The sequence below is a fragment of the Pedobacter africanus genome (assembly GCF_900176535.1).
Taxonomy (GTDB): Bacteria; Bacteroidota; Bacteroidia; order Sphingobacteriales; family Sphingobacteriaceae; genus Pedobacter; species Pedobacter africanus.
Genome location: NZ_FWXT01000004.1, coordinates 342,197 through 366,938 on the forward strand (window position 1 = coordinate 342,197; position 24,742 = coordinate 366,938).

Sequence of the window (24,742 nt, forward strand, 5' to 3'; positions counted from 1 at the left end):
TTACAACAAAGGGGATAAAAGCCGTGCTGCCTTTTCCAGCAGATGTTTATACAGGGGGCGGTCAGCCCATTGTCCGGGATTAATTGGCCTGGCATCTTTCAGGTCTTCGTAAAATACCCTGCGCAGCTCAGTGGCAATTTCGTTATCGTATACAATGGCATTTACTTCAAAATTGAGGTCGAAGCTCCTGAAATCCATGTTGGCGGTACCAACAATGGCAACCTTACTGTCGGTCACCATTGTTTTTGCATGCACAAAGCCCTTCTGGTACTGGTAAATTTCTACTCCGGAATGCAGCAGGTCGTTATAGTAAGATCTGGCGGCAGCGTTTACCAGTATGGAATCCGACTTGCCCGGAACCAATAATTTTACTTTAATTCCGCTTAGCGAAGCGATGGTTAGCGCATCGAGCAGGCTTTCGCCCGGAATGAAGTATGGGCTGGTTATAAGAATCTCTTCTGTTGCCAGGTTTATGGCCTGAAGGATGGAGAATAAGATGGTTGGTGATTCGGAATCAGGGCCACTGGCGGCAATCTGTACAATCTTATTTTCTTTTTCTCCTTGTTGGGAAGGCAGAGTTGGAAAAAAGCAGCGATCAGGTTGCAGTTCTTCGCCGGCACAAAAATTCCAGTCGCACAGGAAAAGGTATTGCAGGTATTGGGTTCCCGGCCCATCTATCCGCAAATGGGTGTCGCGCCAGTAAAGCTTGTTTCCGTTGTTATTGATGTATCTGTCGCTTACATTGATGCCGCCTACAAAAGCGATGTTGCCATCTATCACAATAATTTTCCTATGGTTCCGGTAATTCAGCCTGTTGGCCAGGAGCATAAAATGCACTTTTAGAAAAGGGAAAGCTAAAACACCTCCGGCTTTGAGTCGCGGTACAAGCTTTTTACGGATGTCACGGCTGCCGAAATCATCATAAATGAAACGAACGGTAAGCCCCTCCTTTGCTTTTGCTATAAGTGCATTTTCGATGGCTGTGCCGATCTGATCGTCTTCATATATATAATATTCAATATGAATGTGATGTTTTGCATTTTTGATGGCTTCCAGTACTTCAGGAAATTTATTTTCGCCGTTAACAAGTACCTTAACAGCATTATTTGCAGTTAAAGGACTCATGGAATCCTTTAGCACCATAAAGGCGAGTTCTTTATTGCTGATTACGGCAGCATGGTTGTGCTTAAAGGTCTGCTCAGAGTAATTCAGTATGTTTTGCTGGAACTTTGCAGCAAGATCGTCGTTTTCATAGAGCTTTTTGCTGTACATTTTTCTGTGCCGGTAATTGATGCCGAAGGAGAAATAAAAGATCATTCCCAAAATGGGTACAAAAATAGCAAACAGAAGATAGGCAAGGGTTTTAGTAGTGCTGCGGGTATCGTAAACGATGCGCAGACAAACCAGAATTAAAATCAGTACATAGGTAATTTCGCCAATCAGCCACCAGTTCATCATACTATCCATTTATCGCAGTTGAGTAAGAAATGCGGATCTGCATCGGCACCTATGCCAGGAGTGTCTGGAACGTCAAGCAGGTAACCATCATAGGTCAGGCCACCAACAACAGGGTCAGCCAGATGGCCGAGCAGGCAAGTGTCCAGATCGAAGAAGACGACATTAGGGCTCGCCAGTGCAAAATGCAGGTTGGCACTAAGAGCGATACGGCTTTCCAACATACTTCCGATCATGCATTTGACCCCTGCCTGTATAGCCACTTCGTGGATTTTCTGTGCTTCCAGAATGCCGCCTGATTTAGCAAATTTGATATTCAGGTATTCGCAAGACTGGCTGTTGATGAGCCTGCGGGCATCGTGATGATTGTAACAGCTTTCGTCGGCCATGATTTTAATGGGCGAGTTGATATTTAGCTCGGGTAGCTGGTCATCAAACCAGGTACGCATAGGTTGTTCACAAAATTCGATATCAAAGGCTGCCAGTTCACCCAATGCAAACAGGGCATCGTCAAAACTCCATCCCTGGTTGGCATCCAGTCTGAGTATCATCTCACTGCCAACTGCTTCCCTGATCTGTTTCACCCTTTCCATGTCGTCATTTATCTTTTTGCCCAATTTGATCTTGATGATCCTGCAGCCTTGCTGCTGGTATTTAACTGCCAAAGCCGCCATATTTTGTGGGCTATCAATACCAATGGTCATGTCGGTTTCGATTACCCGTTTTTGTCCGCCTAAAAACCGGTACAGCGGCAGATGCGCTTTTTTTGCCACAATATCAAATAGGGCCATGTCAAATGCACTTTTTATGGTGCTGTTGTGGGCTGCATAACCCAGGAGGTCGTTCATCCTTTCAGGAATGTCCAGAGGGTCTTTACCCATCAGAATAGTTGCAAAATCCTTTGCCATTGCCAGACAGGTTTCCTGGGTTTCGCCAACGATCATGGGAAAGGCCGAACATTCGCCAACACCATAGATGCCAGCATCGGTGTATATCCTGATCAGCACGTTCTGTGCAAAATGCATGGTCCCGGTAGCAATTACAAAAGGCTCCATCGGTATGCTGAAACGGTAAATCTCGGTATGGGTAATCTTCATGAGCAAATAGCTTTACTGTAAAAATACAATATAAATTTTACCTTTATTGCATGAATTCAGAACCCAACAGCTTAATTAAAGCATCGTCGCCCTACCTGCTACAGCATGCTTACAATCCGGTGAACTGGTACGAGTGGGGAGAAGAGCCCTTGCAAAAAGCACTTAAGGAAAACAAATTGATCCTGGTTAGTATAGGTTACTCAGCCTGCCACTGGTGTCATGTCATGGAACGTGAAAGTTTTGAAAATCATGAAGTCGCAGAGGTCATGAACAGGCATTTCGTTTGTATAAAGGTAGATAGGGAAGAAAGACCAGATATCGATCAGATCTATATGCTGGCCATTCAACTGATGACTGGAAGTGGGGGCTGGCCTTTGAACTGCATTTGTTTGCCCGATCAGCGTCCTGTTTACGGAGGAACCTATTTCAGGAAAGAAGACTGGGTCAATGTGCTGCAGAGCGTTGCCGGACTTTGGGCAAACGAACCGGATAAGGCCAGGGCTTATGCCGACAGGCTTACAGATGGGATAAAAAATGCAGAAAAGATTATCCCTGACATTAAAGTTGAAGCCTATAACCGCCAGCATCTGAGGGATATCATTGAACCCTGGAAGCGGTATTTTGATATGAGTGAAGGTGGCTATAACCGTGCGCCCAAGTTTCCTTTGCCTAATAACTGGCAGTTTATGCTTCGCTACAGCCACCTAATGGAAGATGATGCCACCCATGTATCGGCGCTGCTGACCCTTGAAAAGATGGCTATGGGCGGAATTTACGACCATATAGGTGGTGGTTTTGCCCGGTATTCGGTAGATGGTAACTGGCATGTGCCGCATTTTGAAAAGATGCTGTACGACAACGGGCAGTTGATCAGCTTGTATGCCGAGGCTTTTCAGTATTCAAAATCAGCCCTGTTTAAAGAAATTGCAGAAGAGACGATTTCCTGGCTGGAAAGGGAAATGACCTCAGCCGAAGGCTTATTCTATTCGGCGCTGGATGCAGACAGTGAGGGCGTAGAAGGAAAATTTTATGTGTGGGACAAAACGGAGTTTGAGGCGACACTTGGCCAGGAAGATGCTGATTTACTGGTCGATTATTTTGGGGTAACGGAAGATGGGAACTGGGAAGAGGAGCAGACCAATATCCTGTTACGGAAATTTACGGAAGAGGAATATGCGGAAGTAAAAGGCCTTAGCATTATTGAACTGCTGCAAAAGATAAAAAATGCCAAAGCCAGCCTGCTGGAAGCGCGGAGTAAAAGGGTACGACCGGGACTGGATGATAAATGCCTTACAGCCTGGAATGCCATGGCTGTTAAAGGCCTGGCTGATTGTGCAGGAGTATTTGCCAATCCGCATTATTACAAACTGGCAAAAAATGCGGTTGTATTTATACTGGAAAATCTGAGTACAACAGATGGGGGGCTGTACCGGAATTATAAGAACGGAAAAGCCAATATTGCCGGATTTTTAGATGATTATGCTTTTTTTATAGAGGCATTGATAGCCTTGTACGCTTACGATCTGGATGAACAATGGCTGCAGCAAGCGAGGCGCTTGAGCGATTATGTATTGCTTAATTTTGAAGATGCAGAAGGGCCGATGTTGTTTTACACACCCGGAAACGGTGAGGTGCTGATTGCCCGCAAGCATGAAATTATGGACAATGTGATCCCTGCCTCGAATTCGGTCATGGCGCAAAACCTGCAGAAGCTGGGTTTGTTGTTTGACGATGACCGGTACCTGTTGAAGGCAGAAGCAATGCTGGCCGCTGTTTTGCCACAAATCAAAACCTATGGCTCTGCCTATTCCAACTGGGCTATACAATTGCTGAATGAAGTGTTTGGTATAAACGAGATCGCGATAGCTGGCGAAGGTTTTACAGCAGCCAAGACTGAAATCGATAAACACTACATTCCCAATAAAATTACATTGGGAGGAACAAATTCGGGACTGCCATTGTTAAAAGATAAGCAAAGCATTGAAACAAAAATCTATATTTGCCGAAATAAAGTATGCCAGTTGCCAGTAGCTACTGTTGATGAAGCATTAAAATTGATAATTAAATAACATTCTAATGAGTATTAAACCCAATACAGTGGTATCATTAACGTACGAATTGCATACGACTAATGAAGAAGGACAACAAGTTTTTGTAGAAAAAGCAGAGAAAGACAATGCACTCGTTTTTTTATATGGTACAGGAATGATGTTGCCAAAATTTGAAGAGCATCTGGCTGGATTAAATGTTGGCGATAACTATAGTTTCGAGCTTTCGGCAGCTGATGGCTACGGAGAAATCGATCCAGGTGCATACGCGGATTTGCCAAAAGAAATGTTTAAGGATGTTGACTTGCCAGCTGTTGGCGATGTAATTCCTTTACAGGATAACCAGGGCAACCATTTCAGGGCTGGTGTTACCGCTATCCACGAGGATGTGGTATCGGTAGATTTAAACCATCCTATGGCTGGTAAAAACCTGATTTTTGCTGGTGAAATCCTGATGGTGCGTGAAGCTACTCAGGAAGAGTTGAGCCATGGCCATGCACATGGTGCAGATGGTCACTCTGGTCACTAATTTGCATTACACTTTTCGCAAATGCCGTAAGCTGTAGAGCTTACGGTTTTTGCGTTAAAGCCTTTAGGCATTTTTATTCTTGGAACCTGTATTTCCAGGCAATAGATTTTAAGACATTGTGTGCAGTTGAAATGTACATGCTCATCATGATGATGCTCTTCTGAACAAGCGTCAGAACAGATGGCATAGTTTGCCGTTCCGTGCATATCCATGATCCGGTGAAGAATTCCCTTATCTTCATAGGTATTCAATATTCTGTAAAGTGTAACACGGTCAATTTCCTTACCCAGTTTTTTCTCCAGTTCAGGCTGAGAGATAGCCACGCTATCTAAAGCTATTTCTTCTAAAACGCGTACCCTTTGGCGGGTATGTTTTAAATCGTGCTCTTTTAATATGTTTACAGGATCAATATTCATAGCTTAAGGTTTATATGGCTTTGGCACCGATCAGTGAAATTGGTGGGTTATCCATTGCATTGCCTCCGTTTAATTTAAGTGTCCCTTTGATCACCACAGTTTTATAGGTGAATTTTATCGGTTCTGCCATTTCCACCAGCACCATAATTGGAACGCCATTTTTTCCACAGTAAAAACACTGGTTAATGGGTAGGGTAGAAAGCATGAACTTACTTTGTTTCATACCATCTTTAATAGGTACAATATAGCCCTCGAGCTCAAAAGGTTTGCCAGCATGCTTTTTAATATCGGCCGTAAAAATGGCCTGCATTTCTGTGTCTTTAACAATCTTGAAATCAACACCTCCAATTATGTCCCAGTTGTCAGAATTGATCTGATCATTAGGGTTGTGCTGGGCCTTAACAGAAATTCCGGTAAAAAGTAAGGCCATCAGTATGAGTTTTTTTATCATCATTGTATGTGTTTAACGTAATAACCGTTAGTTTTTGGACAGTATCTTCGAAATATTTGCTCTGTAGGCCTGTACCGCAGGTATTACCGCTGCAAATATACCAATCGCAAGGCCAGCAACAAACAGGTATATTTCATCATAAAGTAAAACAAAACCACTCAGCTGCGCCTGGCCGCTTTCCTGATTGCCGCCAATGAACGCTAAAACCAGGTGTCCAAGTACTATCCCGATTAAGGTACCTGCTAAAGTAAGCATAAGGCCTTCGGCAATGACTATGATAAATAGTTTTGTGCGGGAGGCACCCAATGTGCGCATAATGGCCAGGTCGTAGTTGCGTTCTTTCAATGAATTGTAGAGATTTACAAATACACTAATGGCTGCAATGAGCATAATGAGTACTGCAAACCATTGCAGGGTATCTACGCCCACACCAATTAAGGAAAACAGACGTGTACTTTCCTGTGCAGGGGATGCGGACTGCATATTGGTGGTTTCGTTTACCATTCGCGGGAACATGGCTACCGACATAGGCGAGCGGTATTGAATGAGCAGGGAAGTGAGCTCGCGCGGCTGCTCAGCTTCAGCATGCTCATGCCCTTCGTGCTCATGGCCTTCGTGTGCTTCATGATCTTCGTGATCATCATGCATTTTCCACACACTGGCCACATTGGTAAGGATAAGGTTGTCGGTTACATTTCCCTGAGGTTCCAGGATTCCCGAAACGGTATACTGGTGATGTTTGTGCACATCGGTATTTCCGCTAAGGCCATGGGCACCGTAGAAGGTATCGCCGATCTTCAGCTTTTCGTTTTTTGCAACGGCAGCGCCGATGGTGGTTTCAAAGTCGGTTTTCCAAAATTTACCCTGCCGGGTCTTCAATTTATAAAGGCTTACAAAGTTGCTGTCTGTGCCCACTATGCGAACCCCGTTGTAGTTATCGCCCAGTGCAAGCGGAACAGCCCGTTTCACAAAAGGGCTATGGGCCAGTTCCATGGCATCTTTTAAAGGGATATTGCCGGTTGGGAAATCGATATGATATATACTGCTGAGAATCAGCTGCAGCGGGCTACCCTTGGCACCAACCACCAGGTCTATGTCTTTAGAATTGTTCTCCAGTTTTTCACCGATTTGCCTGGAAGCAAGCAGTAAAATGGTTAAAATGCCTGTCCCAAAAGCAATGAGCATCATGTTAAGGGCGGCTGATAGGGGTTTAGACCACAGACTTTTCCAGCTTATTTTTAATGGGCTCATGATAATTGGTAGGTATTTGAAAATGCATCTTTAACTCTTTTGTCGTGCGTAGCCACAACCAGTGTTGCCTGGTTTATACCCGATTGCTGCAGCAGCAGTTCAAGTACCGCTGTGGCGTTTCTATCGTCCAGGCTCGAAGTCGGCTCGTCTGCTATCAGCAGTTCCGGCTTATTGATTGCCGCCCTGGCAATGGAAACACGTTGCAATTGGCCCTGACTAAGCTGGTTGGGATAGGCGTGCTTTTTATCGGCTATGCCTAAGGAACCCAGTACTTCATTTACCCTGTTTAAATCGGTAGGCAGCCCTGCAAAACTTTGTGCCAGTACCAGGTTGTCTGAAATGCTAAGACTCTTGATCAGGTGCGGACGCTGAAAGATGATCCCGATGTTCTGTCCCCTGAACTGATCCAGTGCTTTGGAGGATAAACTGTAAATGGAAGTTTCGTTGATCATTACTTCTCCGGCTTTTGGTTGCAATATCCCGGTGAGAATGTGCAACAGCGTAGTTTTTCCGCTTCCGGATTCGCCAAGCAGCAGCCATTGCTCACCATGCCTAATCTGCCAGTCCTTAAAGCTGATGGAATGTCCGCCGGTGTATTGATGTGAAACCGATTTTATGGAGATCATAGCCGTTATTTTTTTAGATGGTTGTTTAAATACTTCAGGTAAAGCTTTTTGCCATCCATCTTTTCATGTTTGCAGCCAGGATTGATCATGCTTACAAAAGCCAGAAATGCCGCGAATATTAGTTTCTTGTTCATATGGGATGGTGTAATACACAAAAATAGTATATGCAATTAAATTGCATATACTATTCGTGTAAAGTATTTGCTACTGCGGGTTAAAATAAACCGCAATTTTAGCTGTGCTGGCAGCTGCGGCTGTATTTCCAATTGATAAAATGTGCTGCAGCAATGGTAAAGCCACCCAGTGGGATCAGTATAGCCTCCAGGCTTTCTATAAAATAATGTCCCAGCGCTATTGATCCGAAGCCAGCCAGCAGTACAGCAATTGGTGTAATTTTTTTGTGCTTAGGATATGCGCTGGCAAGTGACCAGACACCTATCACCAACGAAAGACAGATCATGGTGATTTCCACCCAGCTATTGGCCAGGAAGCCTAATCCCCATAGCGGCAGGGTGCTGATAACGAATGGCAGGGCAGCGCAATGAATGGCGCAGGCCAGGGATGCAGTAATGCCCAGCTGATCAAGGCGCGCTGATTTAACAAATGGCTTCATCTTTTGAATTTGTTTTTTATAAAATGAACAGATAGATTTTTATAGCACAAATATAAAAGCAATAAAGTTGCATTTGCAAAAGATGTTTAAAAAAAAGTTATGATATAAAAAAATGCCCTCCGTAAGGAGGGCATTTTTTTCTTTGAAAGTCAGGGCATTAACCTTTGTACATTTTTGCCCTCAGCTCTGCTATATCCGGACTGCTGATGTATTCATCATAGGTCATCATTTTATCAATGGCACCGTTAGGGGTCAGCTCAATGATACGTGTCGCAACAGATTCGGTCAGGGCATGATCTCGTGAAGTAAAAAGGGCAGTGCCTTTAAAATCTTTCATGCCATTGTTCAGTGCAGTAATGGATTCCAGGTCGAGGTGGTTGGTTGGTTCATCAAACAACAAAAGGTTGGCATGTTTCAGCATCATCTGCGAGAACATGCAACGCATCTTTTCGCCTCCCGACAGTACTTTTACGTTTTTCAACACCTCTTCACCAGAGAAAAGCATACGACCCAGGAAACTCCTTACAAACTGCTCGTCCTGATCGGTGCCTGAATATTCACGAAGCCAGTCGACCAGGTTTTCATCTTTATTTTCAAAGTAAATAGAATTGTCGTTAGGGATGTCGGCCACATTAATGGTTACACCAAACTTAAATTCACCTTTATAATTCTTTTCCCTGCCGGTAAGTACATTGTAAAAAGCAGTTGTAGCCAGGCTGTTCTGAGATAAAACCGCAATTTTATCGCCTTTATTTACCATGAAGCTCACATCCTTAAACATTACTTCACCATTAAGTGTACAGGATAAATGTTCTACCTGTAGAATCTGGTCGCCAGCTTCCCTACCCAGGTTATTGAACAAAATGGCCGGGTATTTCCTGCTTGAAGCTTTGATTTCTGAAATGTCGATCTTATCCAAAGCCTTTTTACGCGAAGTTGCCTGTTTGGATTTAGAGGCATTTGCACTAAAGCGCTGGATAAACTCCTGTAACTCCTTCACTTTTTCTTCCAGCTTTTTGTTCTGGTCGCTGCGTTGTTTTAAGGCCAGCTGACTCGACTCGTACCAGAAAGTGTAGTTACCAGAGTAGATACTCATTTTGCTGAAGTCGATATCCACAATATGTGTACAAACCGCATCTAAAAAGTGCCTGTCGTGCGATACCACCAGTACAATGTTCTGATAGTCGGCCAGGAAGTTCTCTAACCAGGCGATGGTATCAATGTCAAGGTCGTTGGTAGGCTCATCCAGCAGCAGGATATCGGGGTTACCAAATAGGGCCTGTGCCAGTAAAACACGTACCTTTTGATTACCATCTAATTCTTTAAGTTGTTTATAATGGTATTCTTCTTTAATACCCAGGTTGCTCAGCATGGTAGCGGCATTGCTTTCCATATTCCAGCCGTCCATTTCCGCAAATCTGTTCTCCAGTTCGCCGGCACGTTCGCCATCTTTATCGGTAAAATCTTCCTTTAAATAGATGGCATCCTTTTCTTTCATGATGTCGTACAATTCCTTGTGGCCCATCATTACAGTTTCAATTACACTGAATTCATCAAACTCATAGTGGTTTTGTTTTAAAACCGCCATACGCTCTCCGGGGGTAAAAGCTACAGTACCTGTAGTCTGGCTTACATCGCCTGATAAAATTTTAAGAAAAGTAGATTTACCTGCTCCGTTGGCCCCAATTACCCCATAGCAGTTGCCCTGGGTAAATTTTAGGTTTACATCTTCAAATAAAGTTCTTTTTCCGTAGCGGAGTGATAAATTAGAAACTGAAATCATATTGCTGAAAAATAAGCCGCAAAGGTAAGTATAATTTATTTTATTAAGTTTGATCACTAGATTTTTGTATGGTAGGTAAAGAAGAACTGATTGCAAGACTGGATACTTCCATGAAATTTAAGATGGTCGACAATGTTACGGCCATCATTGAAGGCCATAATCCGGATATTGCCGATTTGCTGGAACTCAGCTTTTATAAAAAGAAGGAGGTAGCTTTCCGAGCGGCCTGGATGCTCGAGTACCTGATGACAAACCGGCCTCAGGAGTTCCGTGCGCATGTGCCGGCGTTGCTGAGCCTGCTTCCCCGCCAAAAGAACCCTTCGGCCATGCGTCATTATGCCAAAATTTTGGCACTGATGACAGACAGGAACGCAGATCCGGTTTATAGGGAGCTCTCCGGCCAGCTGGATTTTGATCCGGTAATAGAGGTGTTGTTTACCTGGCTGGTTGATCCGGAAACACTGGTGGCCAGTAAAGTACATTGTATGCAGGCCCTGGCCAACCTGGTGCCGCGGTACGGCTGGATAAAGGAGGAACTGCAGGAAACTATTGAACACCTGATGGGTATAGAAAGCATTGCTTTTTTTGCCCGTGCCAAAATGGTAAAGAAACAATTGAAAAAGTATTACACCAGGTAAACATTTCGTCTGCCCTTTAATTTTATTTTTGCAGGCATACGTACGTTTGTCTAACAATCATGGAAAGCGTTACCAAGAACGTTATGGAGAACAAAGAAATCACAATTTTAAGCAATATCATTAAACGCCGGAGAAGCATTTTTCCCGTTAGTTATACCCAGGAAGAGGTTCCGGTAGAAGTGATCAGACAAATCCTGGAAAGTGCCAACTATGCACCTACGCATAAACTGACAGAACCCTGGCGCTTTATTGTATTCAGGAACGAGGGGAAAATAAAACTGGGGCAGGAACTAGCCCGTCTGTATAAGGAAAGCACCCCGTTGAACCAGTTCCTGCAGAAAAAATACGATAGCATTACAGAAAAGGCAGAACAGGCCGGCTGTATCATCACTTTGAATGCAAAGCTGCATAGCGATAAAATTCCTGAATGGGAAGAACTGGCTGCTTTGGCCTGCGCCGTGCAGAACATGGCCCTTACCGCCGAGGCCCTTCAGGTTGGTGCTTACTGGAGTTCGCCAGGGATGATTGCAGATCTCAAAGAATATCTTAACTTAGGTGAACATGAAAAATGTTTCGGACTTTTTTACATGGGCTATCACAATGAAGAACCCAGGGAAGCGAAACGGACGCCTATAGAAGAGAAAATTAAATGGGTAGAGTCGTAAATATGGACAAAGAGAATTTATATCAGCTGTGCTTAAATTTTATTGAGCAGCGTATTCAGACTGCAGAAACTGCTCTGGCGCAAGCCCGGGAAGCCAGTAACGACGATACAAAAAGCAGTGCCGGCGACAAGTATGAAACCAGCAGGGAAATGATGCAGCAGGACATAGACCGTAACAAACGTTTATTGATTGATGCACAGGATAACCTGAAAGTATTGGAAGCTGTTGGGCATACAGCCGCCGCCGATACCATAAGTGGCGGAAGCCTGGTCCATACCACCGAAGGTATTTTTTACATCAGCATCAGTGCAGGGCAACTGCAGGCCGGGGGTAAAACCGTTTTTGCAATTTCGGCAGCTTCACCGATAGGTAAACTGATGCTTGGCCACAAAAAAGGCGAGGATTTTACCTTTAACGGCAAAAAATACAAGATTACAGCTGTTGAGTAAATTATTTGAAGCTCTTATTGATGCTGTTGTACAGGTTTCTGGCCGTATAGTTTCCAGGATCTATGATGCGCCTGATGGTGTACATCGGGTAGTTTTCATCCCTTTTGGTAGACAGGATAAAAGCAGCTTTAAAACCATGTTCCTTTAATTTAGGCAGGTTGGCTGCTTTAAACACACCATAAGGATAGGCGAAATATTCAACCTTTTTACCAGTTATAGCTTCAAGGGTTTTATTGGGCTTGTCGATCTGGATTTCCCAGTCCTCATCCGTAAACTGCGCAAAATTCTTGTGGTTCCAGGTATGGCTGGCAATGACATGCCCTTCATCAGACAGTTCTCTGATCTGGGCTTTGCTCATGTACCTTGGCCGGCCTATTGATACTGTCATGATAAAATACACGCCTTTAAAACCATGCTTCTTTAGCTCTTTTGCCCCCACGGTATACTGATCCAGATCGGTATCGTCAAAAGTAATCATAATGGGCTTCTCTGGCAGGGTGGCACCATTGTTCAGGTAATCATAGAGCTGGTCGGGCAGGATGGTATGGTAACCACTATCGGCCAGCATTTTCATGTGCGCTGCAAATTTGGCCGGGGGCATAATGTCGTCATGCGCACGTTTGGAATCAGAGGCCTTCCAATCCCTGATCTGATGGTAACAAAGTACCGGTACTTCCTTTTTACTTAAAATTTCGGCTGCGGTGGCTTCTTTTTTTGCACCTCCCTCAACATTTGCAGCAGCTGTTTCAGTAGTCGTACCGTCCTGTATACTGTTTTTATCTATGCCGACTTTAATGGTATTGGTACAGGCAGCAAGCATTAGGCCTGCTGCCGTGATAATTGCGAAAAATATGTGTTTCATTTTCAGATGAGAGCATCCTGGAGGTATTAAAAGCTTTTTACGATGCTGTTGTGCAGGGTTTTAGGGCTCCAGTAGCCGCTGGCAATGATCCGTCTTACGGTAAACAAGGGGTCGTTCTGGTCGCGTTTGTCGGCCAGTGAAAAGGCCATTCTGAAACCGCGTTTCTTTAACTGTGGGATGCCCTCTGCATTCCATAAACCAAAAGGATAGGCAAATTCCGTCATTTTTTTGCCGGTAATCTCTTCCAGTTTTTTTGTTGGCTTATCCAGTTGTTCCTCCCAGTCCTTGCCCTGATATTTTTTGAAGTTTTTATGGTCGTAAGTATGACTGCCAATTACATTGCCCTCATCAGAAAGCTGTTTGATCTGCTCCTTAGTCATATAATCTACAAACTTACCTTTCTTGCCTATAGATACGGTCATGATAAAATAAACTGCCTTATAACCATACTTTTTTAAAGTTGGTGCAGCTACCGTAAACTGGTCCATATCAGTATCGTCGAAGGTAAACATGATGGGCTTAGGAGGCAGGGGTGCGCCGGTATTTAAGTAGGCATACAGCTGGTCTGGTAAAATCGAGTGGTAACCACTGTCGGCCAGCATCTTGATCTGGTCTTTGAAATTCTGGATCTCAACAATATAATCTTTGCCTACTTTACCGTCTGTGGGTTTCCAGTTGCGCACCTGGTGGTAGCATAATATCGGCACCTGCTTGCGGGCCAGGATGGTTTTTGCATCCGCCACTTTTATTTTAGACACATCAACAGGGGTAGCCTGTCCGCCATCTGCGGCAGGTGCTGTTTCAGTGGTAGTTACATTAGCGCTGTCTTTGGCATTGGCCTGATCACCATTGGTTTGAGATTTTGACTGGCATCCGGCAGTAAAAATTACTGCTGCGGCCACTAGAGGTAAAAAGTAAGCTTTCATATGAGGTATTTGGTACAAAACTAAAAAATCAAATCAATAAATGGTAACTATCGCATTTATTACAATAATTTTCTACCATGGAATGTATTAATCAATATTTTTAGCTGATTAATTTATATCCAATTCATAATGAACAAACTTTACCTGCCGCTTGCACTGGCCTTTTCCATGTTTTGTGCCGGCCAAGATGCCTTTGCGCAAACCAAAACATTTACGATAACCGAAACACAGGCTGTTGCACCCCGTGCTAACTACCAGGCAGCATCCAGGTTTTCGCCAAATAAACTTCGCAAAATGGTGTATTCTTTAGCGGTAGATCCACATTGGCTGAAGCTGAGCAACCGTTTTTGGTACGAGTACGAAACACCAGCGGGAAAGGAGTGGTACCTGGTAGACCCTGCCGCCAAAAGCAAAAAGAAGCTGTTTGACAATGCCAAGCTTGCTGCAGAAATCACCAACACCATCCGCGATCCCTTTGATGCCCAGCATCTACCGCTGGAAAACCTAAAATTCTCGGCCGATGAAAAACAGCTTACTTTTGAGGTGAGAAGTACCGTAGATGAACTAAAAAAAGACAGAAAAGACAAAAAAGCAGCCGATTCTATGCAAAAGAAGGTCTTTTATTTCAATTACGACCTGGCTAAAGCAAAGCTTACCGAAATCCCTAATTATACCAAACCCAAAGCCAAACCTTCCTGGGGCTCAGTAGCGCCTGATTCCTCTGCAATCATTTTCAGCCGTAATTTTAACCTTTACTGGATGGATAAGGAAAACTATAAAAAAGCAGTTAAAAATGAAGAGGACAGCACTATTGTAGAACATCAGCTCACTAAGGATGGGGTGAAATTTTACCCTTATGGCAGCAACGGCGATGGAGAAAATAATGAGGAGAACGAAAAGAACAACAAAAAAAGACGCCCGGCTTATGTGATGTGGTCGCCCGATTCCAAACATTTTGTGCTTAACCGGACAGATTCCCGTAAGGTAAAAGACCTATGGGTAATCAATAACGTGGCAACAGGCAGACCAACTCTCGAAACCTACAAGTACCAGATGCCAGGCGAAAAGGAATCGCCAATTACAGAGATATTGTTGTTCAACTTCGCTTCAAAAAGTTATAAAAAACTGAATACTGCAGCATTTAAAGATCAGACCGTATCGGTGTGGGGTGCCCCCTTAAAAAATAAAGACCGCGATAACGAATTCCGCCCCTCTATCTGGCTTGGAAATAACAGTAAAGTATATTTTCAACGCACCAGCCGAGATTTAAAACGTATAGACGTTTGTATGGTTGATATCAATACGGGCACAGTTACACCCCTGATAGACGAGCGTTTCAACACTTATGTGGAAGTAATCCGACCAGGATTGGTGAATGATGGTAATGAGTTGATCCACTGGTCGGAACGCGATGGCTGGGCACATTTTTACCTGTTCGATGGAAATGGCAAATTGAAGAACCAGATTACCAGGGGTGCTTTCCACTGCGAAGAAATTGTAAATATAGATCAGAAGAATCGTGTCCTTTATTTTACAGCGAACGGGAGGGAAGCCAAAGAAGACCCTTATTACCTGCATTTGTACCGTATCAATTTCGATGGTTCGGGCATGAAACTGCTGAACCCCGGCGATTTTGACCATGCCATCAACATGAATGATGAAGCCAAATATTTTATCAATAACTTTTCCAGGGTAAACACTGTGCCTAAATCGGTACTGATGGACAACAATGGCAGGGTGGTGATGAACCTGGAAACTGCCGATCTGTCTTTGTTAATGGCAACAGGCTATAAATTTCCGGAACCTTTTAGGGTGAAAGCAGATGATGGGGTGACCGATATTTACGGCGTAATGTACAAGCCTTTTGATTTTGACCCGAATAAAAAATATCCTGTTATCGAGTACGTATATCCCGGGCCGCAGACAGAAGCGGTAAACAAAGCCTTCAGTAAAAGCATGGACAGGACCGATCGTCTGGCACAGTTTGGTTATATTGTGGTCACAGTAGGTAACCGTGGCGGTAACCCTGCCCGATCCAAATGGTACCATACGTATGGATACGGTAACCTGCGGGATTACGGACTGGCAGATAAAAAGGCTGCAGTAGAGCAACTATCCGACAGGTACTCTTTTATTGATGTAACTAAAGTAGGCATAACCGGCCATTCCGGTGGTGGTTTCATGTCAACAGCCGCAATGCTGGTATATCCTGATTTCTTTAAAGTTGCAGTTTCTAATGCCGGAAACCATGACAACAGCATTTACAACCGCTGGTGGAGCGAGAAACACCATGGGGTAAAAGAGGTGGTGTCTGCCAAAGGCGATACCACTTTTACTTACAGCATCGACAAAAATCCGGATCTGGCCAGAAACCTGAAGGGGCACCTGATGTTAATGACAGGCGATATCGACAATAATGTGCACCCTGCAAATACCATCAGGGTAGCCAATGCACTGATGAAAGCTGGAAAACGTTTTGAGTTGGTGATGGTACCTGGACAGCGTCATGGCTTTGGTGAGCTTACGGAATATACTTTCTGGAAACTGGCAGATCATTTCAATAAATATCTGATTGGCGACGACCGGTCTTCAGGAGAAGTAAATATTCTGGAAATGGACAGGGAAATAGAGCGGAAACGATAAGTGACTCAAAGAAAAGGCCTTTGCAGTCTGCAAAGGCCTTTTCTTTAATCAAACTTAAATCTTAAGTAAAGGTCATCTTAGAAGTGGAACATTACACCTAATTTAGGAGTGATGGTGCTAGCGTCTAAACCAAATGAATTGGTTTTTGTTTTGATACCGGTTAGCTCGTCTTTTACGCTGAGGTTATTGTAACCTAAGCCATCAACAGAAACTTCGATACCTACTCTTTTCGTTGGAAAGAAAGCAAATCCAGGGCTTAATTTTACACCAATCTGAGTCACGCTACCAGTTTTATTACCTACATCACCCGTAACTTCATCAACATCTTTCATATTTCCAAAAACCATAGGTACTGCTAATTGCCCAAAGAATTTGAATTGATCAGATAAACCAACATAGTAACGACCAAACGGTGCAACCTGGAAACCTTTTGTTAAAGAGCCTTGGCTTACCGCTTTATCATAAGCATAACCTACACCAGTACCTACTGCAAAGTTGTCGCTTACGAAATAACCTACAGAAGGACTTACTTCGAATCTGAAGTCAGCTTTATCGGCACCATCTTCCTTTGTAGAGTTTAAACCTACGGTACCACCCACAATAAATTTACCTTTTTCTGTTTGCGCTTGCGTACCAAATGCGATACCTGCTACTGCTACTAATGATAATAATAACTTTTTCATTTCTTTGTTTTTTATAATTCATAATATGACCAGTTTTGATTTTTATATTCTGACCATTTGTGGTATATAGTCAATGCCTGTGCCAAACATAATCGGCCCTGTTATATGCGAAAATAACCTTTTTGATAACCATCTAGTTCCTAAGTAAATAGTTTTTTTCTGCCAGTCCTTTATTATTTTGGGATGACAATCTTACCCGAATTATGACAAATCTCTTCAGGTTTTATTTATTCTTTTTGACTTTTTTTGTAAAATTGTCAGTTTAAATCTTGTCTGTTTTGGCATACGTTATGACAAAAGCCTGTCAGCTTGCTGCCGTTTTTTCCAAAAAAACTATAAATTCATAAATCTTTGTACCCATCTAAAGCGTTATAGCTATCATGAGATTATCAATAGAAAGAAAACCAATTAAAGTATACCCTGATCCGAAGCGGGTAATAGCAAGATTTTTTTTTAACGGCGATGAACGGGCTGTAGAGGTGGTAAAACATGTGATGGCACTTTCTGATCAGGAAGTATTTGGCCTGGTCTCGCCCCTGCTTCAGGAGTACTCGAAGCGGCACCGGAACATTACTAAGATCCTGACGCGTCATTGTAAAAAGATTAAGCACTGTATAGAAACAGCAGGACACGACTTCGAAGCACTCGATAAATACCAGAAGTTACTGTTGGGTTCATACTTTACCCATGAATATTCTATAGAATCTGCAGCCTTTTTTAATCCTTCTGTGGTAGAAGATCCCGATCAGTCGGACCTGGTAGAAGGTGAGAAGCGGCTTATCATTAGCTTCAGGGCAGTAGGGGAAGGACATATTTCCTCTGTTGTGTTCAGAAGAGCACTGATCGATCGCGACAATAACATTACTGTGATCCCCGTCGGAAATTATATAGATGAAGCTGAAGTTATTAAAAATGCAGTATACAATAAAAAGCTCTTTCTGAAAAAGGCTGCAGACTCCAGGATCGATATCGAGATACTGGACGAGGTGGGACTAAAGCTGGAAGATAAATTTGATTATGCTACACTTCGTAAGATCATATTGGACGGTAAGTCGCTGCAGGAAAACGACCTCAAAAAGCTGGAGTATGATAAAATTCTGTGGCTTTCTGATACCTATCATGAGATCAGTTTTTCCACGGATACCGATATTTCAGATCGGGTCATCTTTCCAATCTCGGAATTTGAGCGTAAAGGCATTGAAGATGCAAGGTTTGTCCGCTTTGTGAAAGATGATGGCAGCATTATTTTTTACGCCACCTACACCGCATTTGATGGCGCTATGATTATGCCCAAGCTATTGCAGACCACCGATTTTTATGATTTTAAAATCAGCCCGTTGCACGGAATAGGCGCACAAAATAAAAACCTGGCACTTTTTCCACGTAAAATAAATGGCAAGTATGCCATGATGTCCCGCATAGACGGCTGGAACAATTACCTCATGTATTCCGATAAGCTTACAGTTTGGGACAATCCTGTAAAACTGCAGGCCCCGCAATTTCCATGGGAATTTATTCAGATCGGCAATTGTGGTTCTCCTATAGAAACAGAGGCTGGCTGGCTGGTCATTACACATGGTGTAGGTCCAATGCGTAGATACTGCCTGGGTGCAAGCCTGTTCGACCTCAATGATCCTTCTATTGAAGTTGGTCGTTTAAATGAGCCTTTGGTTATCCCTAATACCGATGAGCGGGAGGGATATGTGCCTAATGTGCTGTATTCCTGTGGCTCTATTATCCATAATGATGAACTGATTATACCTTATGGCTTGTCCGACTATTGTTCGTCCTTTGCAGCAGTAAAAATAGGCCTGCTGCTGGAGAAGCTGAAGAACTCCACTTTTAAACGGGAGCCTTCAGCAAGGTGAATTTAGTTGAGCACCTGCTTTTGTACAGAATTGCTCAGGTCACCACTCTGGATGTATTCATATTCGAGTGCTTTAAGCACTACCAGGTGTGAAATCCAGTAGGCAAGTGTGCTTTCAGCCCCCTGGTTTCGGTTTACACCTTGTGGTTGAAGGCCATCCCCGCAACCTTTTGTTTCATGATCAAATAAGGGTAGGTGCAAACTGTTTTCTCCTAAAAACCATTGGTAGCACACGTACATCTGTTTGATATAGCTGAGGTCTCGCGTAATTTCGTAGGCCTTAAAATACATGAGCACCATGGCCATGGTTTCTATAGCCTGCTGGTCATACAAGGCCATTTCATTTTGGTTGTCCCTGTATAGCCAGCCATCATTGCCTACGGGGTTTAAATAGCCGTGTGATAGTGTTTTAGTGCTCAGGAACTCCATGGTTTCCAAGGCAATCTCCAATGATTCCTTGTCCCTGCTGCACTGGTAATGCGACAGCATAGCCAGCGGCAATATGCCATTATCGTAGGTCATTTTTTCTTCGAACCAATGCCAGTTTTTCCGCTTGTTTTTACGGTATGCAGCCTTTAGGGGCTCAGCAAGCTGGTCAAACTGCTCTCTCACATAATCGTCACCCGGATGAGCCTTTAAGTAATTGGACAAGCCAATCATGGTATTCCCTATGCCCCGCAGATGTTGCAGCTTCTGGAAATGAGGGACTGATTTACTAAACAGTTCGCGTGCGAATTCACGGTAAGAATTATTTGGCGCATTGTTGATCAGATAGCCGAGTGACCATATGGTACGGCCAAAAGAATCTTCGGAACCCACTTCATCAAGGTATTCCCGGGTAAAACTCAGGAAATTCCTGAAATTTCCGTCATCACATTGCATATATTGAATGTAACTTAGGTAAACTGGGAGCAGTTCAAGGGCAACTTTGCTTTTATTCTGTTGATAGGCCATAATAGCAAGGATCAAAGCCCTGGCATTGTCATCCACACAATAACCTTCTTTTAGGTTAGGGATGCCAAATTTAGCATGCTGTACAATACCAGTATCATCTGTGAGCCGCTGCACATGTGCAAGGCTAAAGGACGGCATGGCATCAGGATCAATGATCTGTTTGCCTGAACTGTCTTTTTCTGCGAGCGACTTGGTGATCGCTTCATCCAACAGGTCAACAAATACCTGTCCGGTACTTGGCCAGCGCAAATGGATACCATATTCATAAGCATTTGCTTTAAGGGTATTTAATTTATCCTGATCTTCAAAAAGCTCATTTACTATAGTGGCCAAAGCTTCTGAATCCTTAAAATCAAACAATCTTCCTCTGTCATCTGCCAATAACTCCTGTGCATGCCAGTAAGGGGTAGATATCACTGCAGCACCGGCACCTATGGCATAGGAAAGCGTCCCACTGGTGATCTGGGCTTCGTTCAGGTAAGGGGTAATATACATATCGCAGGCCGTAAGATAGTCGAACAGCTGTTCCTCAGATACAAATTTGTTAATGAAAATAACGTTCTCTTCTACATTCAGCTTACGTGCAAGTCTTTTCAGGCTGTCGCGATATTCCTCGCCCGAACTGCGGATTACGCCAGGATGGGTAGTGCCCAGCACCACATACATTACATCCGGATTCTTTTCCACTATTTTAGGCAGCGCCTCAATTACAGTTTCAAGTCCTTTGTTCCTGCTAATCAGTCCGAAAGTAAACAACACTTTTTTACCCTTGAAAGGCAGAGAACCTTTAACGGGGTTTTCGGTTTTTGGCTCAAGATCAGGAACCCCATGTTCGATCAACTGAATTTTATTAAAAGGAATACCGTATACACCGGTTAAAAAGCCTACTGCCCGGTGGCTCATCACCACTATCCGCGAAGAATGTTTGGCTATTTCCCTGATGATGGTGAGTTGCATATAGCTTGGATCTTTCAATACTGTATGTAAAATCGTAATGAGCGGTTTTTGCAGCCGGGCAATCAGCGGGAGGATATAAACCCCATGTTCACCACCGTAAATTCCAAACTCATGTTCCATAATGCAGGCATCGACCAAACTGGTGTTAATGTAATCTGCCGCCCTGATGTAATCTTTTTGGTTTTCCTGCCGGATCCGGTATTTCACTTCTTTTGGGTACTCATATTCGTCTAAATGATCGGAATCATTCATGGCTACAACATAACTGTCATCAGACACAGCCGTTTTATCATAACCAATTGCACGAAGCAGGTTGTGGTTAAAGGTAGCAATGCCACATTCACGTGGCGGATAAGTAGAAATATAAGCGATTTTCATATGTTAAGGAATCTTTACAGCTATAAGAACAAACTTTAACCGGAATTGTTCTAGATGTGTTGATTTTATTTATGAAAATTCAATAAAAATTAAACAAAAAATAGAAAGCCTGCATCTTTGTTGAAGATGCAGGCTTAAAAACTATGAAATTTTAATTATTTATTATTTAAGAAAACAAATTTGTGGTCAAACATATCCAGTTTGATCTTGCTGTCCTTATCTATCTTTCCGGCCAGGATTTCCTTAGAGAGTTCGTTCAAAATGCGTTTCTGTATTACACGTTTCAACGGCCTTGCTCCAAATTGCGGATCGTAACCCAGTTCTGCCAGCCAGTCAAGCGCTTCCGGAGAGGCCTCCAGCTCTACGCCCATTTCGGCAAGCGTATCCTGTACATGTTTAAACTGCAGGCTCACAATAGCTCTCAGTTCATTACGGTTCAGCGGCGTAAACATGATCAGTTCATCAATCCGATTTAAAAATTCCGGTCTGATGGTTTGTTTCAGCAACTCAAACAGCTCGTTCTTGGTTTTAGCTAATATTTCGTCATGATTTTCCTCGTTTAACGACTTAAAGTTATCCTGTATCAGGTGTGAGCCTATGTTGGAGGTCATGATGATAATGGTGTTTTTAAAATTCACCACACGACCCTTGTTGTCCGTTAAGCGGCCGTCGTCCAGTACCTGTAGCAAAATGTTGAATACATCCGGATGTGCTTTTTCAATCTCATCCAGCAGGACTACCGAATAGGGCTTGCGGCGTACGGCTTCTGTTAACTGCCCACCCTCATCATAGCCAACATATCCTGGAGGGGCACCAATTAATCTTGAAACCGCGTGACGTTCCTGATATTCGCTCATATCTATACGCGTCATTGCATTTTCATCGTTGAACAGGAATTCGGCCAGGGCCTTTGCCAGCTCAGTTTTACCCACTCCTGTCGTACCCAGGAATATAAAAGAACCAATCGGTTTGCGTTTATCTTGCAAGCCTGCCCTTGAGCGGCGGATGGCATCTGATATAGCTTCTATGGCTTCGTCTTGTCCTGCTACACGTTTGTGCAGTTCCGTTTCCAGGTTCAGCAGTTTTTCCCTTTCGCTCGAGATCAGTTTGGTAACCGGTATACCCGTCCATCTGCCAACCACACCTGCAATGTCATCAGCAGTTACCTCTTCCTTCAGCATGCGGCCTTCAGTCTGCTGTGCTTCCAGCTGCGTTTTCAGCTTTTCAACTTTATCCTGAGCTTCTTTTATTTTACCATATCGTATCTCTGCTACCTTTCCATAATCACCCGCACGTTCGGCCTGATCGGCTTCGAGCTTGTAATTTTCGATCTGCTCAATTTCGGTATTGATGTTATCCACAAGATCTTTCTCTCCCTGCCATTTTGCTTTGATCTCGTCCCTTTCGGCCGATAAGTTGGCAATTTCTTCGGCAAGTGATTTTACTTTCTTGGTATCATTTTCCCTTTTTATGGCTTCGCGTTCAATTTCCAGCTGCATGATCCTTCGGTTCAGCTCATCTACTTTTTCAGGTACACTGTCCATCTCCAAACGCAGTTTGGAAGCTGCTTCATCCATTAAGTCTATCGCTTTATCCGGTAAAAACCTGTCGGCAATATAGCGTTGCGACATTTCAACGGCTGCAATAATTGCCTCGTCTTTAATTCTGACCTTATGGTGGGTTTCATACCTTTCCTTCAATCCGCGAAGAATAGAAATGGCATCCTGCGTATCCGGCTCATCTACCATTACCTTCTGGAAACGGCGTTCCAACGCTTTATCTTTTTCCAGATACTTCTGGTATTCATCTAAAGTGGTTGCACCAATGGCACGCAGTTCACCGCGGGCAAGGGCAGGTTTAAGGATGTTCGCTGCGTCCATAGCACCTTCACCGCCACCGGCACCTACCAGGGTGTGGATTTCATCGATGAACAGAATGATATCGCCATCGCTTTGGGTCACCTCTTTAACTACCGCTTTTAAGCGTTCCTCAAATTCACCTTTATATTTTGCACCAGCAATAAGTGCACCCATGTCCAGTGAATATACCGTTTTGGTTTTCAGATTGGTAGGCACATCACCTTTGATTATCCTGAAAGCAATGCCTTCGGCTATTGCTGTTTTACCAACGCCAGGTTCACCAATCAGGATAGGGTTATTCTTGGTGCGTCTCGACAAAATTTGTATTACCCTCCTGATCTCTTCATCACGCCCAATGACGGGGTCTAACTTACCCGATTCAGCATATTCATTCAGGTTACGTGCATACTTGTTGAGTGCATTATAAGTAGCCTCGGCATTCTGTCCGGTTACATGGTTATCGCCACGCAAAGCGATAATTGCTTTTTTCAGGTCTTTTTCAGTTACACCCTGGTCTTTCAGAAATTTGGATGTATTGTCGTTCACTGAAAGCAGGCCAAGCAATACATGTTCTACAGACACAAACTCGTCCTTAAATTCTTTCAGGTAAGACTGTGCTTTTTGCAGGGCTGAATTGCTTCCGGACGTTAAATAGGGGCTACTGCCCGTAACCTTAGGAAATCTTTCAATTTCAGCGTCCAGCTGCTGGTTCAGTACATTCAGGTTTACGTTTAGTTTCTTTAAAACATAAGAAACTACATTTTCATCAACAGTCAGCAAACCTTTTAAAAGGTGTGCTGTTTCAATAGCTTGCTGCTGATTGCCCTGAGCTATTTCGGAAGCCTGTTGAATTGCTTCCTGGGCTTTTATTGTAAAGTTGTTGAAGTTCATATCAGTATTTAAACAAAGTAAATGCCGCCTTGGTTTTTTGATTAAAACCGGAAATTTTGTCGGGTGTTTATAATTTTTTATGACTAAATTACTGATAGTTAAGCCTTGGTTAAGAAAAAATGTCTGCCTTACAGGCTTTTGAAGATTGGCCGCCTTGTAATCCGTTTATGCTTACCGCAAACATCATCGGATATGACCTGGCCTCATGGCGCAGTTAGGAAGGATCCACCGGAAATCCGGGTAAAGCACGCTCCAGCTCAATCTGCTGGTTACTGCTTTAACAAAAACGATAAATTTCTGGTTATCATAAATTATTTTCCGATCTTTAGACTTCCGTTTTTTTAATCCATCCGATGTTAACCCCTCTTGAAAATTTCTATTTGCAGCAGGATGAGCCTTTCAGAGGCTGTCTTATGGCATTAAGGGATCTGATATTGAAGCAGGATAGGCAGATAACAGCAGAATGGAAGTATAAACTCCCCTTTTTTTATTATCGGGGCAGGATGTTTTGTTACCTCTGGATACATAAAAAACACCTGCAGCCCTATATCGGGATTGTCAATGGAAATAAGATCGATCACCCCGATCTGATCGTTGAAAAGCGGGCGAGGATGAAAATTTTATTGGTTGATCCGCAAAAGGACCTCCCCATAGAAAAGATCAGGCTCATACTGAACAAGGCATTGGCCTTATATTAAAAG

At 43.4% G+C, this 24,742-nt stretch carries 22 protein-coding genes; 8 read left to right on the forward strand and 14 right to left on the reverse strand.

Features of this window, described 5'->3' with window-relative positions; genetic code table 11:
- Together cls and B9A91_RS21245 are read right to left on the reverse strand one after the other, a co-directional pair.
- Complete coding sequence (cls, locus tag B9A91_RS21240) at nt 1-1,458, reverse strand: cardiolipin synthase (protein ID WP_317043353.1); 1,458 nt, start codon at nt 1,456-1,458, stop codon at nt 1-3.
- Entirely contained in the window at nt 1,455-2,552 is a 1,098-nt protein-coding gene (locus B9A91_RS21245; RefSeq protein ID WP_084241076.1) for a mandelate racemase/muconate lactonizing enzyme family protein, read from the reverse strand. The genes cls and B9A91_RS21245 overlap by 4 nt, the downstream gene beginning before the upstream one ends.
- Nucleotides 2,553-2,602: 50 nt before the next feature.
- Between B9A91_RS21245 and B9A91_RS21250 the strand changes: the two genes are divergently transcribed.
- Together B9A91_RS21250 and B9A91_RS21255 are read left to right on the forward strand one after the other, a co-directional pair.
- The gene (locus tag B9A91_RS21250) at nt 2,603-4,621 is read left to right on the forward strand and encodes a thioredoxin domain-containing protein (RefSeq protein ID WP_084241077.1); all 2,019 of its coding nucleotides are present in this window, start codon (nt 2,603-2,605) and stop codon (nt 4,619-4,621) included.
- A gap of 7 nt (nt 4,622-4,628) precedes the next feature.
- Nucleotides 4,629-5,129 carry an FKBP-type peptidyl-prolyl cis-trans isomerase gene (locus B9A91_RS21255; protein ID WP_084241078.1) on the forward strand — a complete coding sequence of 167 codons (501 nt, stop codon included), beginning with the start codon at nt 4,629-4,631 and terminating at the stop codon, nt 5,127-5,129.
- On the opposite strand, the gene B9A91_RS21260 is transcribed toward B9A91_RS21255, so the two are convergent.
- The 7 genes from B9A91_RS21260 to B9A91_RS21285 all read right to left on the reverse strand — a co-directional run bounded on the left by B9A91_RS21260 (nt 5,126) and on the right by B9A91_RS21285 (nt 10,269).
- Nucleotides 5,126-5,545: a Fur family transcriptional regulator gene (locus tag B9A91_RS21260; protein ID WP_084241079.1), complete on the reverse strand. Its 420-nt coding sequence runs from the start codon at nt 5,543-5,545 to the stop codon at nt 5,126-5,128. The genes B9A91_RS21255 and B9A91_RS21260 overlap by 4 nt on opposite strands.
- Before the next feature lie 10 nt (nt 5,546-5,555).
- Nucleotides 5,556-5,999 carry a hypothetical protein gene (locus B9A91_RS21265; RefSeq protein ID WP_084241080.1) on the reverse strand — a complete coding sequence of 148 codons (444 nt, stop codon included), beginning with the start codon at nt 5,997-5,999 and terminating at the stop codon, nt 5,556-5,558.
- Nucleotides 6,000-6,023: 24 nt separating this feature from the next.
- A complete protein-coding gene (locus B9A91_RS21270; protein WP_084241081.1) occupies nt 6,024-7,247 on the reverse strand; it encodes an ABC transporter permease in 1,224 nt (407 codons plus the stop codon).
- Entirely contained in the window at nt 7,244-7,873 is a 630-nt protein-coding gene (locus B9A91_RS21275; protein WP_084241082.1) for an ABC transporter ATP-binding protein, read from the reverse strand. Before B9A91_RS21275 ends, B9A91_RS21270 begins: the two co-directional genes overlap by 4 nt.
- Nucleotides 7,874-7,878: 5 nt before the next feature.
- Nucleotides 7,879-8,007 carry a hypothetical protein gene (locus B9A91_RS24500; RefSeq protein ID WP_262497624.1) on the reverse strand — a complete coding sequence of 43 codons (129 nt, stop codon included), beginning with the start codon at nt 8,005-8,007 and terminating at the stop codon, nt 7,879-7,881.
- A 98-nt stretch (nt 8,008-8,105) separates the two neighbouring features.
- Nucleotides 8,106-8,486, reverse strand: a complete 381-nt coding sequence (locus tag B9A91_RS21280; protein ID WP_084241083.1) for a MerC domain-containing protein — start codon at nt 8,484-8,486, stop codon at nt 8,106-8,108.
- Between the two features lie 157 nt (nt 8,487-8,643).
- Nucleotides 8,644-10,269 (reverse strand): ABC-F family ATP-binding cassette domain-containing protein, encoded by a 1,626-nt coding sequence (locus tag B9A91_RS21285; RefSeq protein ID WP_084241228.1) that lies wholly within the window; start codon nt 10,267-10,269, stop codon nt 8,644-8,646.
- A 68-nt stretch (nt 10,270-10,337) separates the two neighbouring features.
- Here B9A91_RS21285 and B9A91_RS21290 point away from each other — a divergent pair, with 68 nt between their 5' ends.
- Genes B9A91_RS21290 through B9A91_RS21300 form a run of 3 tightly spaced genes read left to right on the forward strand, consistent with a single transcriptional unit; the run spans nt 10,338 to nt 12,021 of the window.
- A complete protein-coding gene (locus B9A91_RS21290) occupies nt 10,338-10,907 on the forward strand; it encodes a hypothetical protein (RefSeq protein WP_084241084.1) in 570 nt (189 codons plus the stop codon).
- A 59-nt stretch (nt 10,908-10,966) separates the two neighbouring features.
- Nucleotides 10,967-11,572: a nitroreductase family protein gene (locus tag B9A91_RS21295; protein WP_235012635.1), complete on the forward strand. Its 606-nt coding sequence runs from the start codon at nt 10,967-10,969 to the stop codon at nt 11,570-11,572.
- Nucleotides 11,557-12,021: a GreA/GreB family elongation factor gene (locus tag B9A91_RS21300; RefSeq protein ID WP_235012636.1), complete on the forward strand. Its 465-nt coding sequence runs from the start codon at nt 11,557-11,559 to the stop codon at nt 12,019-12,021. The genes B9A91_RS21295 and B9A91_RS21300 overlap by 16 nt, the downstream gene beginning before the upstream one ends.
- A 1-nt stretch (nt 12,022) precedes the next feature.
- Here the strand turns inward: B9A91_RS21300 and B9A91_RS21305 are convergent, their stop codons facing one another.
- Nucleotides 12,023-12,883, reverse strand: coding sequence for a polysaccharide deacetylase family protein (locus B9A91_RS21305; protein WP_084241086.1), 861 nt, complete (start codon nt 12,881-12,883; stop codon nt 12,023-12,025).
- Between the two features lie 26 nt (nt 12,884-12,909).
- Nucleotides 12,910-13,809 (reverse strand): polysaccharide deacetylase family protein, encoded by a 900-nt coding sequence (locus tag B9A91_RS21310; RefSeq protein WP_084241087.1) that lies wholly within the window; start codon nt 13,807-13,809, stop codon nt 12,910-12,912.
- Nucleotides 13,810-13,938: 129 nt separating this feature from the next.
- Between B9A91_RS21310 and B9A91_RS21315 the strand changes: the two genes are divergently transcribed.
- Nucleotides 13,939-16,452, forward strand: coding sequence for a S9 family peptidase (locus B9A91_RS21315; RefSeq protein WP_084241088.1), 2,514 nt, complete (start codon nt 13,939-13,941; stop codon nt 16,450-16,452).
- A gap of 77 nt (nt 16,453-16,529) precedes the next feature.
- Here B9A91_RS21315 and B9A91_RS21320 read toward each other — a convergent pair whose 3' ends face one another.
- The gene (locus B9A91_RS21320; protein WP_084241089.1) at nt 16,530-17,135 is read right to left on the reverse strand and encodes an outer membrane beta-barrel protein; all 606 of its coding nucleotides are present in this window, start codon (nt 17,133-17,135) and stop codon (nt 16,530-16,532) included.
- 380 nt (nt 17,136-17,515) lie between these two features.
- On the opposite strand from B9A91_RS21320, the gene B9A91_RS21325 reads away from it, so the two are divergent.
- Entirely contained in the window at nt 17,516-19,003 is a 1,488-nt protein-coding gene (locus B9A91_RS21325) for a glycoside hydrolase family 130 protein (RefSeq protein WP_084241090.1), read from the forward strand.
- A 2-nt stretch (nt 19,004-19,005) separates the two neighbouring features.
- On the opposite strand, the gene B9A91_RS21330 is transcribed toward B9A91_RS21325, so the two are convergent.
- Nucleotides 19,006-21,291, reverse strand: a complete 2,286-nt coding sequence (locus B9A91_RS21330; RefSeq protein ID WP_084241091.1) for a glycosyltransferase family 4 protein — start codon at nt 21,289-21,291, stop codon at nt 19,006-19,008.
- A gap of 155 nt (nt 21,292-21,446) precedes the next feature.
- Nucleotides 21,447-24,041: an ATP-dependent chaperone ClpB gene (gene clpB / locus B9A91_RS21335; protein WP_084241092.1), complete on the reverse strand. Its 2,595-nt coding sequence runs from the start codon at nt 24,039-24,041 to the stop codon at nt 21,447-21,449.
- A gap of 353 nt (nt 24,042-24,394) precedes the next feature.
- On the opposite strand from clpB, the gene B9A91_RS21340 reads away from it, so the two are divergent.
- Nucleotides 24,395-24,739: a DUF1801 domain-containing protein gene (locus B9A91_RS21340; RefSeq protein ID WP_084241093.1), complete on the forward strand. Its 345-nt coding sequence runs from the start codon at nt 24,395-24,397 to the stop codon at nt 24,737-24,739.
- The last annotated feature ends 3 nt before the right edge of the window (nt 24,740-24,742 follow it).

Coding starts and splice junctions, on each gene's coding strand:
- B9A91_RS21305 (WP_084241086.1), bottom strand. CDS start 12,883: ATGAAACACATATTTTTCGCAATTATCACGGCAGCAGGCCTAATGCTT.
- B9A91_RS21340 (WP_084241093.1), top strand. CDS start 24,395: ATGTTAACCCCTCTTGAAAATTTCTATTTGCAGCAGGATGAGCCTTTC.
- B9A91_RS21300 (WP_235012636.1), top strand. CDS start 11,557: ATGGGTAGAGTCGTAAATATGGACAAAGAGAATTTATATCAGCTGTGC.
- B9A91_RS21310 (WP_084241087.1), bottom strand. CDS start 13,809: ATGAAAGCTTACTTTTTACCTCTAGTGGCCGCAGCAGTAATTTTTACT.
- B9A91_RS21255 (WP_084241078.1), top strand. CDS start 4,629: ATGAGTATTAAACCCAATACAGTGGTATCATTAACGTACGAATTGCAT.
- B9A91_RS21245 (WP_084241076.1), bottom strand. CDS start 2,552: ATGAAGATTACCCATACCGAGATTTACCGTTTCAGCATACCGATGGAG.
- B9A91_RS24500 (WP_262497624.1), bottom strand. CDS start 8,007: ATGAACAAGAAACTAATATTCGCGGCATTTCTGGCTTTTGTAAGCATG.
- B9A91_RS21260 (WP_084241079.1), bottom strand. CDS start 5,545: ATGAATATTGATCCTGTAAACATATTAAAAGAGCACGATTTAAAACAT.
- B9A91_RS21330 (WP_084241091.1), bottom strand. CDS start 21,291: ATGAAAATCGCTTATATTTCTACTTATCCGCCACGTGAATGTGGCATT.
- B9A91_RS21250 (WP_084241077.1), top strand. CDS start 2,603: ATGAATTCAGAACCCAACAGCTTAATTAAAGCATCGTCGCCCTACCTG.
- B9A91_RS21295 (WP_235012635.1), top strand. CDS start 10,967: ATGGAAAGCGTTACCAAGAACGTTATGGAGAACAAAGAAATCACAATT.
- B9A91_RS21290 (WP_084241084.1), top strand. CDS start 10,338: ATGGTAGGTAAAGAAGAACTGATTGCAAGACTGGATACTTCCATGAAA.
- B9A91_RS21320 (WP_084241089.1), bottom strand. CDS start 17,135: ATGAAAAAGTTATTATTATCATTAGTAGCAGTAGCAGGTATCGCATTT.
- B9A91_RS21270 (WP_084241081.1), bottom strand. CDS start 7,247: ATGAGCCCATTAAAAATAAGCTGGAAAAGTCTGTGGTCTAAACCCCTA.
- B9A91_RS21325 (WP_084241090.1), top strand. CDS start 17,516: ATGAGATTATCAATAGAAAGAAAACCAATTAAAGTATACCCTGATCCG.
- B9A91_RS21265 (WP_084241080.1), bottom strand. CDS start 5,999: ATGATGATAAAAAAACTCATACTGATGGCCTTACTTTTTACCGGAATT.
- B9A91_RS21275 (WP_084241082.1), bottom strand. CDS start 7,873: ATGATCTCCATAAAATCGGTTTCACATCAATACACCGGCGGACATTCC.
- B9A91_RS21285 (WP_084241228.1), bottom strand. CDS start 10,269: ATGATTTCAGTTTCTAATTTATCACTCCGCTACGGAAAAAGAACTTTA.
- B9A91_RS21280 (WP_084241083.1), bottom strand. CDS start 8,486: ATGAAGCCATTTGTTAAATCAGCGCGCCTTGATCAGCTGGGCATTACT.
- clpB (WP_084241092.1), bottom strand. CDS start 24,041: ATGAACTTCAACAACTTTACAATAAAAGCCCAGGAAGCAATTCAACAG.
- cls (WP_317043353.1), bottom strand. CDS start 1,458: ATGATGAACTGGTGGCTGATTGGCGAAATTACCTATGTACTGATTTTA.
- B9A91_RS21315 (WP_084241088.1), top strand. CDS start 13,939: ATGAACAAACTTTACCTGCCGCTTGCACTGGCCTTTTCCATGTTTTGT.